Origin of the sequence: Ramlibacter agri (assembly GCF_012927085.1) — a bacterium.
GTDB lineage: Bacteria > Pseudomonadota > Gammaproteobacteria > Burkholderiales > Burkholderiaceae_C > Ramlibacter > Ramlibacter agri.
In genome coordinates, this window is record NZ_JABBFX010000001.1 from 1,639,349 (window position 1) to 1,653,573 (window position 14,225).

10 protein-coding genes are annotated in these 14,225 nt (G+C 69.9%); 5 read left to right on the forward strand and 5 right to left on the reverse strand.

Going from position 1 to position 14,225, the window contains the following annotated elements:
- Window positions 1-2: 2 nt before the first annotated feature.
- From HHL11_RS07915 to xdhA, 5 genes are all read right to left on the reverse strand, one after another.
- Window positions 3-1,385 (reverse strand): DUF3999 family protein, encoded by a 1,383-nt coding sequence (locus tag HHL11_RS07915; RefSeq protein WP_169417862.1) that lies wholly within the window; start codon window positions 1,383-1,385, stop codon window positions 3-5.
- Window positions 1,382-4,159, reverse strand: a complete 2,778-nt coding sequence (locus HHL11_RS07920; RefSeq protein ID WP_169417863.1) for a DUF2339 domain-containing protein — start codon at window positions 4,157-4,159, stop codon at window positions 1,382-1,384. The genes HHL11_RS07915 and HHL11_RS07920 overlap by 4 nt, the downstream gene beginning before the upstream one ends.
- 125 nt (window positions 4,160-4,284) lie before the next feature.
- The gene (locus tag HHL11_RS07925; protein ID WP_425355187.1) at window positions 4,285-4,503 is read right to left on the reverse strand and encodes an oxidoreductase-like domain-containing protein; all 219 of its coding nucleotides are present in this window, start codon (window positions 4,501-4,503) and stop codon (window positions 4,285-4,287) included.
- A gap of 20 nt (window positions 4,504-4,523) precedes the next feature.
- The gene (gene xdhB, locus HHL11_RS07930) at window positions 4,524-6,830 is read right to left on the reverse strand and encodes a xanthine dehydrogenase molybdopterin binding subunit (protein ID WP_169417864.1); all 2,307 of its coding nucleotides are present in this window, start codon (window positions 6,828-6,830) and stop codon (window positions 4,524-4,526) included.
- Complete coding sequence (xdhA, locus tag HHL11_RS07935; RefSeq protein WP_169417865.1) at window positions 6,827-8,296, reverse strand: xanthine dehydrogenase small subunit; 1,470 nt, start codon at window positions 8,294-8,296, stop codon at window positions 6,827-6,829. The genes xdhB and xdhA overlap by 4 nt, the downstream gene beginning before the upstream one ends.
- Before the next feature lie 99 nt (window positions 8,297-8,395).
- Here xdhA and HHL11_RS07940 point away from each other — a divergent pair, with 99 nt between their 5' ends.
- The 5 genes from HHL11_RS07940 (at window position 8,396) to HHL11_RS07960 (ending at window position 14,186) form a co-directional block, all read left to right on the forward strand.
- A complete protein-coding gene (locus tag HHL11_RS07940) occupies window positions 8,396-9,328 on the forward strand; it encodes a LysR family transcriptional regulator (protein WP_169417866.1) in 933 nt (310 codons plus the stop codon).
- A 79-nt stretch (window positions 9,329-9,407) separates the two neighbouring features.
- Window positions 9,408-10,976, forward strand: coding sequence for an ABC transporter ATP-binding protein (locus HHL11_RS07945; RefSeq protein ID WP_169417867.1), 1,569 nt, complete (start codon window positions 9,408-9,410; stop codon window positions 10,974-10,976).
- Window positions 10,969-12,048, forward strand: a complete 1,080-nt coding sequence (locus tag HHL11_RS07950; RefSeq protein WP_169417868.1) for an ABC transporter permease — start codon at window positions 10,969-10,971, stop codon at window positions 12,046-12,048. The genes HHL11_RS07945 and HHL11_RS07950 overlap by 8 nt, the downstream gene beginning before the upstream one ends.
- 3 nt (window positions 12,049-12,051) lie before the next feature.
- Window positions 12,052-12,978: an ABC transporter permease gene (locus tag HHL11_RS07955; protein WP_169417869.1), complete on the forward strand. Its 927-nt coding sequence runs from the start codon at window positions 12,052-12,054 to the stop codon at window positions 12,976-12,978.
- Between the two features lie 38 nt (window positions 12,979-13,016).
- Window positions 13,017-14,186, forward strand: coding sequence for a BMP family ABC transporter substrate-binding protein (locus tag HHL11_RS07960; RefSeq protein ID WP_169417870.1), 1,170 nt, complete (start codon window positions 13,017-13,019; stop codon window positions 14,184-14,186).
- Window positions 14,187-14,225: the final 39 nt, after the last annotated feature.

Below are 14,225 nucleotides of genomic sequence, written 5' to 3' on the forward strand. Positions count from 1 at the left end.
TCTCAATCCGGCTGCTGCTTCACCTGCCTGAGCAGCGACCACGCCACCGCTCCCAGCACCAGCACCCCGAACAGCAGCACCGCCCACAGCGCCGCAGTCTTCGGATCCACCCCGCGCGGCAGCCACCTGGCCCACGCCGGCCGCCCAGCCTCGGGCATGACGCGCGCATCGACCAGCCGAGCCTGCGGCAGGTCCTCGATGCGCGCCGGCGCCGCGGCCGCCAGCATGCCCAGGGGCAGCGCCGCCGACGGCGTGGCGCTGCGGCCGGCGGCCAGCTGGTACGGCCCGTTGACTCCGGCCACGAACACCACGTCGACCGGATCGAACAGCGCCTTCACTGCCAGCGGCACGCCTTGCAGCCGCGCGCCATGGGTGGCCTCCACGCGCAGCCAGCGCACCGAGGTGCGCTGCAGCGGCAGCGGCGGGCTGGTGCTTTCCTGCCCGGGTGACCCGAGGCGATACAGGACGGCCTGGCCCAGCACGCGCCAGGGCTCCGACACCTGGCTGCGCCCGAGCACGCGCAGCGGCACCAGCGTATTGGGCTGCGTCGCCGCGATCTCCAGCTGCGCGATCGGTGTGGCGAAGGGCAGCTCCCATTCCAGCGCCGTCGCGCCGTCGGCTTGCGGTGCGCCCAGCAAGGCGGACGGCCGCACCGGCTGCGGCCGGTTCGCGGCGAGCAGCCCGGTGAGCGATTCCACCGTCACGCCCTCCTGCCCGCTCCAGTCGATGCGCAGGAAGCGATGCTCCAGCCGCAAGGGCTGGTCCAGTTCCAGCTTGTCGTTGGCGGGCGCGCCATCGCCTTCGAAGCGGTAGATGCGGCCACGCACGGACACGGGCGTCCAGCTCGCGAGGTCCTCGCTGCTGCTGAGGGCAAGGTGCACCGGCAGGTTCGGCGGCAGCTTCGCCTGCAGCACCAGCGCTTCCAGCGGCTCCTTCAGTGCGCGGGTGTCGAACAGCGCGGCCTGCAAGGGCGCAGCCGCCGTCGACGGCGTTCCGCCCATCTGCACCCACACCGATTGCGCCTGGCCGTTGCTGGCTATGTGGACCTGCACGGCGCCTTGCGGCAAGGCCTGGCCGGGCGTGGCGTCGTGCAAGGGCAGGGCGGGCAGCGAGGGCGTCGATTGCCGCGGCGCCTGGCTGGGCGCAGGCGGCGTGGCCAGTGCGAAGGGCACCGGCTGGCCGTCGCGGTCGAACACGCGCAGGTCGGACGCGCTGCGCGATTGCAGGCGCATCAACGCCTCGGCCGGCAGCGGCGCGTGCATCAAGCCGTTCTGGCCCGCTGTGTCCAGCGTGGCGCGCCACTGGAATTCGGCCGGCCCCGGGTCGGCCGCCTGCGCGTGCAGCGCGGCCAGCAGCAGCAGCGAAGCGAGCAAGCCCGGCCTCATGCGGCCCCCTGCAGGTGCGCGTCGCTTTCGCGGCGCGCCGGCGGCAGCGGCGCGAACCAGCCCACCACCAGCATCAGCAGGCCGACCGCAATGAACACCACGATGCGCTCGGAGCCGCCGCGGTTGGACAGGTCGATGACGAACAGCTTCAGCAGCGTCAGGCCGATCAGCCCCGCGCCCAGCATCCACGGCAGACGCAGGCCGCGCTGGTGGGCACCGACCATGAGGCCCAGCGCGATCAAGGTCCACAGGATCGAATAGCCGGCCTGGACCAGGAAGGACGCGAACAGGCTGTGCGCGTTCCAGGCCACGCCGCCCCAGTGGTGCGCGACGCGCAGCCAGACCGTGTTGACGGCGATGAAGCAGATGCCCGCCAGCACGGCCGGCGGCGCGGCGCCGCGCGCCGCCATCGGCACCGGCAGGTCGCTGGCGCGCACGCGCTGCAGCCACAGGAAGCAGGCGGCGAGCGCCAGTGCGACCGCGAGGTCGGTCGGATTGACCAGCGGCACGTAAGGCAGCGGCCGCGATTCGCCGCTGGATTGCACGGCCACCAGCAAGGCACCGGTGGCGAGCAGGACGGCCAGCGGTGCAGCGGCGCGCCAGAGATAGGCCGCGGAAAAGCGATCCAGCGGCCAGCGCAGGCTGCCGGCCGGCGCCTCGAACCACGCGCGGCGGCCCAGCGCCAGCAGCACGAAGGTCGCCGCGACCAGCAGGATCACCGTGGCCCACGCGGTCTGCCACAGCTGGGCGCGGCCGATCGCGAACACCAGCGCGTTGCCGGCCAGCAGCACGGCGAGCCAGACGCCGCCCGCGTGCACCCAAGGCCACCACGCGCGCGGCGCGCCGGCGTCGAGGCGGCGCAGCATCACCAGGTGCAGCACCAGGACGACCGGCCAGGCGAGCCAGCCGCCGGACTGGAACACGTGGTCCAGGGTGGCCATGCCCCAGAACGCCACGCCCAGCATCACGGGCAGCACGCACCATGCGGGCGTCGCGGCGATCGCCCAGGGACGCGCGCGCCGCGGCAAGGCAAAGTGGTGCAGCGCGAAGGCGCTCAGCACCCAGGCCAGCAGGTGCAGCAGCTGGCGCTGGGCGGCGTCGAACAGCGTGGCTTCGAGGCCTTGCGCACCCGCGACCACCCGGCCGATTTCGACGCCCAGCGCGGCCTGCCACCAGAGGACGCCGACCCAGAAGAACACCGGCGACAGCCCGTTCTCGTTGTGGGCGAAACCCGCTGCCGCTGCGCTCGGCTGCTCCTTCGGGTCCAGCGGCTCGCGCGACCACCAGGCGATGGCGAAGGCCGCGCCGGCCAGCATGGCCGCACCCAGGAAGCCGGGATTGGCGAAAGGCCAGCGGCCTTGCGCCGCGCTGCCGCTGGCGCTGAGGTACACCAGGGCCGCAATCACCTGCAGCACCATGCCGGTGGCGCGGGCCAGCCAGCGGCCCTGGCGGCGGCCCATCGAGTACACCGCCGCGCCTTCCACTGCCCACGCGGCGGAGGTCCAGCGGGCGTCCAGCGCCAGCGGGATGGCGAGCGTGAGGAAGCCCAGCGCCAGCGCGGCGAAGCACTCGGCCAGCCAGCGGCGCACGGTCGCATCGCCCTGGCGGCGCTTCGCCAGCCACCAGCCCAGGCCCAGGTACAACGCGCCGGCCGCCAGTGACGAGAAAGCCAGCGCATAGGGGATGTCGCGCACCAGGCCGGCCTGCAGCCCGATCGCCACCAGCGGGTTCGCGAACAGCAAGGTCGCGTCGATGGCCTGCCGCGCGGCACGGCCGTGGCGCAGCGCATAGAAGAGGGCGGCCAGCAGGTAGAGCAGGAAGAAGGCGACCAGGAAAGGCTCGGTGCTGGCCAGGTCTTCCGGCCGGTAGCGCAGCACGCCCCACGCTGTCGCGACGCCGAAGGTCGCGAAGAAGCCGAGCAGGTTGAGCGCGCGCCAGGCCCGCAGCCAGGCGATCACGGCGATCGCCACACCGAGCAGCAGGTAGTAGCCGAACAGCGCCACGTAGTTGCCTTGCCCGGTCGATACCAGCACCGGCGCGGCAAAGCCGCCGGCAAAGGCGATGAAGGCCAGCGCCGGCGCGTCCTGGGCCAGCGCGATGATGACGGAGAACAGGCACACCAACGCCAGCGCGCCGAAGGCGGCCGCGCTCGGCAGGTACTGGTACAGCCGGTAGGCGGCGAACACGGTGAGGTAGAGGATGCCAATGCCCGCGCCTTGCAACGTGAGCGCGTACGCGAGCTTCGCGCCGCCGCGCCGGCGCAGCCGCACGCCGACGACGAACAGAGCGATGCCGGCCGCGGCCACGGCGGCCAGGCGCAGCGCCGGCGGCAGCAGCGCGTTGTCGACGGCGTACTTGGCCAGGAAGGCGAGGCCGACGAACAGCACCAGCACGCCCAGGCGCACGACGGTGTTGCCGCCGAACAGCCAGTCGCGCGCGCGGCCGACGAGGACCGTGACGAAATCGGGCTCCGCGGCGGGCAGGGGCCGCGGCGGCGCGGCCGGCAAGGGCTGCGGAACGGTGGGCTGGGCCGGGGGCTGGATGGACGCCGGGACGGGCACGGTTGCCGCCGCCGGTGCGGCTACCGGCGCGTGCCGGGTCGCCGGCGCCATAGCGCGTGCTTGCCGCGCCACCTCACTGCGCACGGCGCGCCGCAGGCTCCAGCCCGCCAGCGCGCCCAGTGCGAGGCCGAACATCACGCGGATCTCGATGTCGCCGTAGCCCGGCCACAGCAGCGCGAGCACCGCACCCCAGATGGCTCCCCAGATCACCATGCGTCAACCCCCGTCGTTGGTCCGGCCGCGACTGTGCCGCCGGCGCGCCCCTGGCCCGGGGCTTGTCGGGGGCAGTATAGGAAAGCGCTACCCGGGGGCGCGCCGGCCGCGCCGGGCGGCGAACTTCAAGGGACGGATGGCAGCAGTTCCGAGGCCTGCTCGCACCAGTAGTCGGCGGCGGCGAACCAGCCTTCCCACACGCAGCCGTTGCAGCCGCGCCCGCAGCAGGTGCCCGGCTCGGAGGGCGGAGCGCGGAAGGCGATGCCCTGTGCCGCCAGGCGTGTGCCCAGGGCGGTGAAGCGGTCGCGGGCGGCAACGAGGGCGGGCGAGGCGTCGGAGATCACGGCCAGGATTGTCTCCCCCTTCAAGCCCTGAGCGCCTTCAGCACCGTTTCCGCCGTCGCCGGCGCATCCATGCGCACGCTGCCGAGGTTGGCCGCGGCTGCGGCGTCGCGCAGCGCTTCCCAGACGCTGATCGCCAACATGAAGGGTGGCTCGCCGACGGCCTTGCTACCGCCGACGTTGTCCTCGCGGTTGGCCTCGTGCCAGAGCTCCACCTTGAAGTGCTCCGGCACGTCGCCCGTCGCCGGGATCTTGTACGTGCTGGGCGCGTGCGTGGCCAGGTAGCCCTTGTCGTTCCACACCAGCTGCTCGGTGGTGAGCCAGCCCATGCCCTGGATGAAGCCGCCCTCGATCTGGCCGACGTCGATGGCCGGGTTCAGCGACTTGCCGACGTCGTGCAGGATGTCGACCTTCAGCACCCGGTTCTCGCCGGTCAGCGTGTCGATCGCCACCTCGGTGCAGGCCGCGCCATAGGCGAAGTAGTAGAAGGGCCGGCCGGTCAGCGTGTGCTTGTCGTAGTGGATCTTGGGCGTCTTGTAGAAGCCGTCGCTCCACAGCTGCACGCGCGAGTGGTAGGCGTCGTCCAGCAACTGTTCCCAGGTCATCACCGCTTCGGGTCCGCTCACCTGGCCGTGGGCGAAGATCACCTGCTCGGGGCGGCAGTTCTGCTTCTCCGCGACATAGGCGGCGAGGCGCTCGCGCACCTGGCGCGCCGCGAACTGCGCCGCGCGGCCATTGAGGTCGGTGCCGCTGGAGGCGGCGGTGGCGCTGGCGTTCGGGATCTTGCTGGTGTCGGTGGCCGTGATGCGCACCCGCTCGAAGGGGATGCCCAGTTCGTCGGCGACGATCTGGCAGACCTTGGTATGCAGGCCCTGGCCCATCTCGGTGCCGCCGTGGTTCACCTGCACGCTGCCGTCCGTGTAGCAGTGCACCAGCGCGCCGGCCTGGTTGAAGAAGGTGGCGGTGAAGGAGATGCCGAACTTCACCGGCGTGATCGCCAGCCCGCGCTTGATCACCTGGCTGCCCGCGTTCCAGCGCGCGATCTCCGCGCGCCGCTTGCGGTAGGAAGCGTTCTCCTCCAGGCGCGCCAGCAGCGGCGCCAGGATGTTGTCCTCCACCTGCATGTCGTAGTGGGTGACGTTGCGGTCTTCGATGCCATAGAGGTTGGCGCGGCGCACGTCCAGCGGGTCCTTGCCCAGCGCGCGGGCGATGTCGCCCAGGATCGCCTCGGTGACGATCATCCCCTGCGGGCCGCCGAAGCCGCGGAAAGCCGTGTGGCTCTGCACGTTGGTCTTGCAGCGGTAGGAGACGATCTCGACGTCGCCGAGGAAATAGGCGTTGTCGGCGTGGAAGACCGCGCGGTCGGCCACCGGGCCGCTCAGGTCGGCGCTCCAGCCGCAGTTGGCCAGCAGCGCGAGCTTCAGCCCGGTGATGCGGCCGTCGTCATCGAAGCCCACTTCCCAGTCGTAGGCGAAGGGGTGGCGCTTGCCGGTGACCATGAAGTCGTCGTCGCGATCCAGCCGCAGCTTGACCGGCTTCTTCGTCTTGCGCGCGGCCAGCGCGGCCCACACGGCCACGTGGCCGGCCTGCGTCTCCTTGCCGCCGAAGCCGCCGCCCATGCGCCGGCATTCGACCTTGACCGCATGGCTCTCGAGGCCCAGCGCATGCGCCACCCAGTGCTGCACCTCGCCCGGGTGCTGCGTGCTGGAGTAGATCCACCACTGGTCCTGTTCCAGCGGCAACGCGTAGCCGACCTGGCCTTCCAGGTAGAAGTGCTCCTGGCCGCCCACGTCCAGCGAGCCGGAGAGCTTGTGCGGCGCGTTGGCGATGCCTTGCTCGGGTTCGCCGCGGCGCACCGTCACCGGCGGCAGCACGAAGCTCTCGGCCTTCAAGGCTTCGCGCACGTCGACGATCGCTGGCAGCGCCTCGATGTCCAGCTTGACCTTGCGGGCGGCGCGGCGCGCCTGCATCACCGTCTCGGCGACGACGATTCCGACCACCTGGCCGAGGAATTCGACCGTGTCCAGCGCCAGCACCGGCTCGTCGTGGGTGAAGGTGGCGAGGACGGTGTCACCGGGGATGTCGCGCGCGAGGATCACGTCCTTCACGCCTGCCATCGCCAGAGCGGCGCTGGCGTCGACGCCGCGCAGGCGCCCGCGGGCGACGTTGGAAAGGATGGGCGCTGCGTGCAGCGTGCCCTTCACTTCGGGGATGTCGTCGATGTAGGTGGCCGCGCCCGCCACCTGCGCGCGCGCGCTTTCGTGGAAGTGCGAATGGCCGGCGGCGGGCCGCGCCGCGCTCCGGGCCAGGAATTTCTCGGGGGCGTTCATGATGCGGTGGCCTCCGCCAGGCGGAAGCTCTCCAGGTTGATCTGCGCAAGCCCCCGGCTCTCCAGCCAGAAGCGCTGCATCAGGTTGCCGAGCACTTCCGAACGATACGCCGAAGAAGCGCGCATGTCGCTGATCGGCTGGAACTCGGCGCGCAGGGCAGCGGTGGCCTTCCGGGCCGTCTCGGCCGTCCACGGCTGGCCCAGCAGCGCGGCTTCCGCCTGCACGGCGCGCGCCGGCGTGGCGGCGACACCGCCGGCGCCGATGCGCACGCGGGCGACCACGCCGTCCTCGACGGCGGCGTTGATGACCAGGCAGACGGCGGAGATGTCGTCGTCGTAGCGCTTGGAGATCTTGTACGCGCGCAGCAGCTCACCTTCGGCAGGACGCGGCACCTTGATCCAGCCCACCACTTCGTCCGGCGCCAGCACGTTCTTGCGATAGCCCGTGTAGAAGGTTTCCAGCGGGATGTCGCGGTGGCCGCGCTGGGACAGCAGCACGACGTGCGCGCCGAGGGCGATCAAGAGCGGCATCGAGTCGCCGATCGGCGAGCCGTTGGCGACGTTGCCGCCCAGAGTGCCGGAGTTGCGCACCGGCAGGCCGGCGAAACGGTTGGCGAAGGTCTTCAGCTGCGGCCGCTCGGCCACCAGCGCCGCATACGCGTCGGTCAAGGTGACGGAAGCCCCGATGGCGATGTGGTTGGGGTAGTCCTCCACCGCGCGCAGCTCGCGCACGCGAGTGACGTCCAGCACGCGCTCGAACTGCATGTGCATCTTGGTCACCCACAGGCCGACGTCGGTGCAGCCGGCCACGATCTGTGCCTGGGGATGCTGCGCCCGCAGGAACAGCAGTTCGGACAGGGTTTCCGGCAGCAGGTAGTTGCCGGTGGCGGGAACCTGGGCGCGCCTGGCGGCCAGCTCCTCCAGCTGTTCGAGGACGGCCGGCTCGTCCACCGCCACCTCGGGCAGCGCCTGCATTTGCTGCGCCGCGTCAAGAATGGGCCGGTAGCCGGTGCAGCGGCACAGGTTGCCGGAGAGCTCCTCCTGGGCCAGCTCGCGCGAGATGGCTTCGCCCTGGCATGTGTGGTTCTGGTACATGCCGAACAGGCTCATCACGAAGCCCGGGGTGCAGAAGCCGCACTGCGAACCGTGGCACTGCACCATGGCCTCCTGGGCCGGGTGCAGGCTGCCGTCGGCGCCCACGATATCCTCCACGGTCCAGAGCGCCAGGCCGTCGACGGAATGGGCCAGCCGGATGCAGGAGTTGATGGCCTTGTACTGGAGCTGGCCGCCCACGTTTTCGCCGAGGACGACGGTGCAGGCGCCGCAGTCGCCTTCGCCGCAGCCTTCCTTGGTGCCGGTGCAGGCCAGGTCCTCCCGCAGCACCTCCAGCAGCGTGCGGTCGGGTGGTACATTGGTCAAGCTGACGAGCTCGCCGCGCCGGACGAATCGGATCGTTCTGGATTCCATGGGACTCAATGAGGGTCTATAGCAGTGTGGTGAGAGGGTAGGTGGAGTCCCTGGTGCTTCGCATATGGACGGCCGTATGACACGAATGCAGGCAAAGGTATGAGAGACCAGGCGCTTTTCGACAAGATCGACCTCCACTTGATCAGGGTCCTGCATACCGTGCTCACCGAACGCAGCGTTTCGAAAGCCGCTCTCAAGCTGGGGATGTACCAGCCTGCGGTGTCGGCGTCGCTGAAGCGGCTGCGGGAACTGGCCGGCGACCCCTTGCTGGTGCGTTCGGGCGCCGGGATGGTGCCCACGGATGCAGGATTGCGCATGATCGAGCCGAGCGCAAGCATCCTCCGTGCCGCCGAGATGCTGTTCTCCGACGCGCGCGGCTTCGAACCGCAGCACGCCACGCACACCTTCCGGGTTGCCGCCGCGGACTACCTGGACCCGCACTTCCTGCCGCTGCTGGTGTCGCAGATCAAGGCGCAGGCGCCGTTGTGCAGCATCGAGATCCAGCCCCTCTCGGCCACCTCCGACTACCACGCGCAGCTGGCGCAGGGCGACGTCGACGTGGTGGTCGGCAACTGGCTCAAGCCGCCCGAGGACCTGCACCTGGGCAAGCTGTTTTCCGATGAGATCGTCTGCCTGGTCTCCCGCGACCACCCCGCCGCCAAGCGGGGTTGGACGCAGGAAGACTGGCTCGAGGCCGAGCACATCGCGCCCACCCCCAACTACCCGGGGGCCCGCGGCGTCATCGACGACTACCTGGAAGGCCAGGGCCTGCGCCGTAACATCACGGCCCGCTGCCCGCATTTCGGCCTGATCCCGCGCATGGTGGCATCGAGCTTGCTCGTGCTGACCACCGGCCGGCAGTTCTGCGAACGGTTCACGGAGCGCCTGCCGGTGCAGGTGCTGCCATGCCCGGTCGACTTCCCCCAGCTCGTCTACTACCAGCTCTGGCACGAGCGGACGCACGCGTCCGCGGCCGGGCGCTGGCTGCGCGAGCGGGTGAAGAGTGTGGCGGCGTCGTTAAAACAGCAGTGAAGACCAACCCGATGCGTGTGGGAGCGCAGGCGTGGATTGCGGGTCGAGCCCGCAATGACAAACCCAGGAGACAAGTCCCTTGAGCATTCCGCGACTCCAGCTCGCGCACATCACCAAGCGCTATCCCTCCGTGGTGGCGAACAGTGACGTGTCGCTGACGGTCCAGGCCGGCGAGACCCACGCCGTGCTGGGCGAGAACGGCGCCGGCAAGTCGACGCTGATGAAGGTCATCTACGGGGCCGTCAAGCCCGACGAAGGCAGCGTCCTCTTCAACGGCCAGCCGGTGCACATCCGCAACCCGCAGGAAGCGCGGGCGCTGGGCATCAGCATGGTGTTCCAGCACTTCAGCCTGTTCGACACGCTGACGGTGGCCGAGAACGTCTGGCTCGGCCTCGACAAGAGCCTCACGCTCAACCAGGTCACCCACAGCATCAGCGCCAAGGCCAAGGAATACGGGCTGGACGTCGACCCGACGCGCCCGGTGCACACGCTGTCGGTGGGCGAGATGCAGCGCGTGGAGATCATCCGCGCGCTGCTGACCAACCCCAAGCTGCTGATCCTGGACGAGCCGACCTCGGTGCTGACGCCGCAGGCGGTGGAGAAGCTGTTCGTGGTGCTGAAGCAGCTGGCTTCCGAAGGCTGCTCCATCCTCTACATCAGCCACAAGCTGCACGAGATCCGCGAGCTGTGCACCGCCTGCACGGTGATGCGCGCCGGCCAGGTCACGGGCGAATGCGACCCGCGGCGCGAGAGCAATGCCTCGCTGTCCCGCATGATGATCGGCGCCGAGCCGCCGGAGCTGGAGCACCACGAGCGCCAGCCGGGCGAAGTGGTGTTGGGCGTGAAGAGCCTGAGCCTGCCGGCCGACGACCAGTTCGGCCACGACCTGGACGACATCACGTTCGAGGTGCGCTCGGGCGAGGTCGTGGGCATCGCGGGCGTTTCCGGCAACGGCCAGCGCGAACTGCTGTTCGCGCTCTCGGGCGAGGACCGCCGTGCGCCGCACGAGTCCATCCAGGTCGCCGGCAAGGCGGTGGGCCGCTCCGGGCCGGCGCTCCGGCGCCACCTGGGCCTGCACTTCGTGCCGGAGGAGCGCCTGGGCCGTGGCGCGGTGCCTTCGCTGGGCCTCGCGCACAACCTGCTGCTGACGCGCACCGACGCCATCGGCAAGAGCGGCTGGATAGCCATGAAGGCGCTCAAGCGCCAGGCGGCCGGCATCATCCAGCGCTTCAACGTCAAGGCCGGCGGCCCGGACGCGGCGGCACGCTCGCTGTCCGGCGGCAACCTGCAGAAGTTCATCGTCGGCCGCGAGATCGATGCGAAGCCGAAGCTGCTGATCGTCTCGCAGCCGACCTGGGGCGTGGACGTGGGCGCCGCGGCGCAGATCCGCGGCGAGATCCTGAAGCTGCGCGACGAAGGCTGCGCGGTGCTGGTGCTGTCGGAAGAACTGGACGAACTGTTCGAGGTGTCCGACCGCATGCATGTGATCGCCAAGGGCCGGCTGTCGCCGTCGATCGACCGCGCACGGGCGACGGTGACGCAGATCGGTGAGTGGATGTCGGGACTGTGGGTGGTGCATCAGCTTCGTGAAACGCCGGGGGGCTCGCCGCGCCGGGAAGACAACCAGGAAAGCCAAGGCCATGTTTAAGCTCGAACCCCGTCCCGAGGCTTCCCGGTTCTGGAGCCTGGCCTCGCCCGTGCTGGCGCTGGCCATCACCGTGGTCCTCGGCGTGATCCTGTTCGTGGCCCTGGGCAAGGACCCGGTGCGCGGCCTGCAGGTGTTCTTCTGGGAGCCGATCAGCTCCGGCTACCGCCTCGGCGAACTGATGGTGAAGGCCACGCCGCTGCTGCTGATCGCGCTGGGGCTGGCGGTGTGCTTCCGCTCCAACGTCTGGAACATCGGCGCCGAAGGCCAGTTCGTGCTGGGCGCCATCGCGGCTGGCGGCGTCGCGCTGCTGGCGGGCAAGGACACCACGCACTGGATCGTGGTGCCGATCCTGCTGGCCGGCGTGCTGGGTGGCATGGCCTGGGCCGGGATCACGGCCTTGCTGCGCGACAAGTTCAACGCCAACGAGATCCTGGTCAGCCTGATGCTGGTCTACGTGGCGAGCCTGTTCCTGAACTACATGGTGTTCGGCCCCTGGAAGGACCCGGCGGGCTACAACTTCCCGCAGACCAAGACCTTCGAGGCCGTCACGCAGATCCCGCGCCTGTTCAAGGGCTCGCGCGTGAACATCGGGCTGATCCTGGCGCTGCTGGGCGTGGCCGGCCTGTGGGTCTTCCTGTTCCGCACCCGCGCGGGCTTCGCGCAGCAGGTGGGCGGGCTGGCGCCGGCGGCGGCGCGCTACGCCGGTTTCTCCTCGCGCAAGGCGCTGTGGACGGCGCTGCTCATTTCCGGCGGCGCGGCGGGCCTGGCCGGTGGCCTGGAAGTGGCCGGCCCGGTCGGCCAGCTCACGCCCTACATCCCGGTCGGCTACGGCTTCGCGGCCATCATCGTGGCCTTCGTCGGGCGGCTGCATCCGGTGGGCATGGTGTTCTCCGCCATCCTCATGAGCATGTTCTACATCGGCGGCGAGCTGGCGCAGTCGCGCCTGGGGCTGCCCAAGTCGCTGACCGGCGTGTTCCAGGGCCTGCTGCTGTTCACGCTGCTGGCCTGCGACACGCTCATGGCCTACCGCATCCGCTTCCTGCCCGCCGCCCACGCCGTGAAAGGCGCCTGAACCATGGACACGAATTCGCTCGCACTCCTGTTCGCCTCCATGCTCAATTCGGGCACGGTGCTGGCCATCGCCGCCCTGGGCCTGTTGATCAACGAGAAGGCCGGCATCGTCAACCTCGGAGCCGAGGGCATCATGCTGTGCGCCGCCATCGCCGGTTTTGCGACCGTGGTGCATACCGGCAACGACTGGGTGGGTTTCGCCGCCGGCATGGCCGCGGGCGGCGCGCTGGCCGCCATCCTGGGCCTGCTGGTGATCTGGCTGAACACCAACCAGTACGCCACCGGGCTGGCGCTATCGCTGTTCGGCGCCGGCTTTTCCGCCTTCGCGGGCCAGCGCTTCGTGCAGGACAAGCTGCCGGAGCGGCCGCATTTCAACATCCCGCTGCTGGGCGACATCCCGGTGCTGGGCCCGGCGCTGTTCCGCCAGCATCCCATGGTGTACCTGGCCATCGCGCTGGTGGCCTGGCTGATGTGGTTCCTCTACCGCTCGCGCACCGGCCTCGTGCTGCGCTCGGTGGGCGAGTCGCCCGAGTCGGCCCATGCCCTGGGCTACCCGGTGCGCGGCATCCGCCTGGCCGCCGTGGTGGCCGGCGGGGCCCTGTGCGGGCTGGCCGGCGCCTACATGTCCATCATCTACACCCCGCTGTGGGTGGAGGGCATGGTGGCCGGCAAGGGCTGGATCGCGCTGGCCCTGACCACCTTCGCGACCTGGCGCCCGGCACGGGTGTTGCTTGGAGCCTACTTGTTCGGCGGCGTGACGATGCTGCAGTTCCACCTGCAGGCGATCGGGGTGGAGGTGCCCAGCGAATTCCTCAACATGCTGCCCTACCTGGCCACCATCGTGGTGCTGGCGCTGATCTCCCGCAACCCCGCGTGGATCCGCATCAACATGCCGGCATCGCTTGGTAAGCCCTTCTATCCCGGCACATAATCCAACTTTTACGACACTCCTCACAGAAGGAACTGGCAATGACCGACCTGAAGAAACGGAACCTGATGCGCGCAGCCGCCCTGGCGGCGGCTGTTGCGGGCCTGGCGGCCTGCAGCAAGCAGGAAGCTCCCGCGCCCGCTCCGGCGGCAGCGCCGGCTCCCGCACCGGCGGCCGCGGCGCCCGCGCCCGCTCCGCAGAAGCTCAAGGTGGCTTTCGCCTACGTGGGCCCGGTGGGCGACGGCGGCTGGACCTTCGCGCACGACAACGCCCGCAAGGCGGTGCAGCAGGAGTTCGGCGACAAGATCGAGACCAGCTTCGTCGAGAACGTGCCGGAAGGCGCCGACGCCGAGCGCGTGATGCGCGACATGGTGAGCCAGGGCAACAAGCTGATCTTCGGCACCACCTTCGGCTACATGGAGCCCATGCTGAAGGTCGCGGCCGACAACGCCGACGTCAAGTTCGAGCATGCCACCGGCTACAAGACGGCGCCCAACATGCGCACGTACGACAGCCGCACCTACGAAGGCGCGTACATGGCCGGCGTGGTCGCGGGCGCGATGACCAAGACCAACACGCTGGGCGTGGTGGGCTCGGTGCCGATCCCCGAGGTGCTGCGCAACATCAACAGCTTCACCATGGGCGCGCAGTCGGTCAACCCGAAGGTCAAGACCAAGGTGGTCTGGGTCGGCGACTGGCACAACCCCCCGAAGGAAACCGACGCGGCCACCTCGCTGATCAACGGCGGCGCCGACGTGCTGATGCAGAACACCGACTCGTCGGCCGTGCTGCAGACCGCCGAGAAGATGGGCAAGCGCGCCTTCGGCTGGGACAGCGACATGAGCGCCTACGGCCCGAAGGCCCACCTGGGCTCCGCCGTCATCAACTGGGCTCCGTACTACAAGAAGGCCGTCGGCGACGTCCTGAACAACACCTGGACGACCGGCCAGAGCTGGTGGGGCGTGAAGGAAGGCGCGATCGACTTCGTCTCCGTGGCCGCCGACGTGCCGGAAGCCACCAAGAAGAAGCTCGACGAGGTCAAGGCCGGCCTGAAGGACGGCAGCTTCGTGATCTGGAAGGGCCCGATCGTCGACAACACGGGCAAGGAAATGGTGGCCAAGGACCAGGCCGCCGACGACAAGTTCCTGGGTGGCATCAACTTCTACGTCAAGGGCGTGGAAGGCAAGGTGCCGGGCGGCGACAAGAAGTAAGCCCCGCGGGGTGAGCTAAAGACGGGGCCGCCTGCGCGC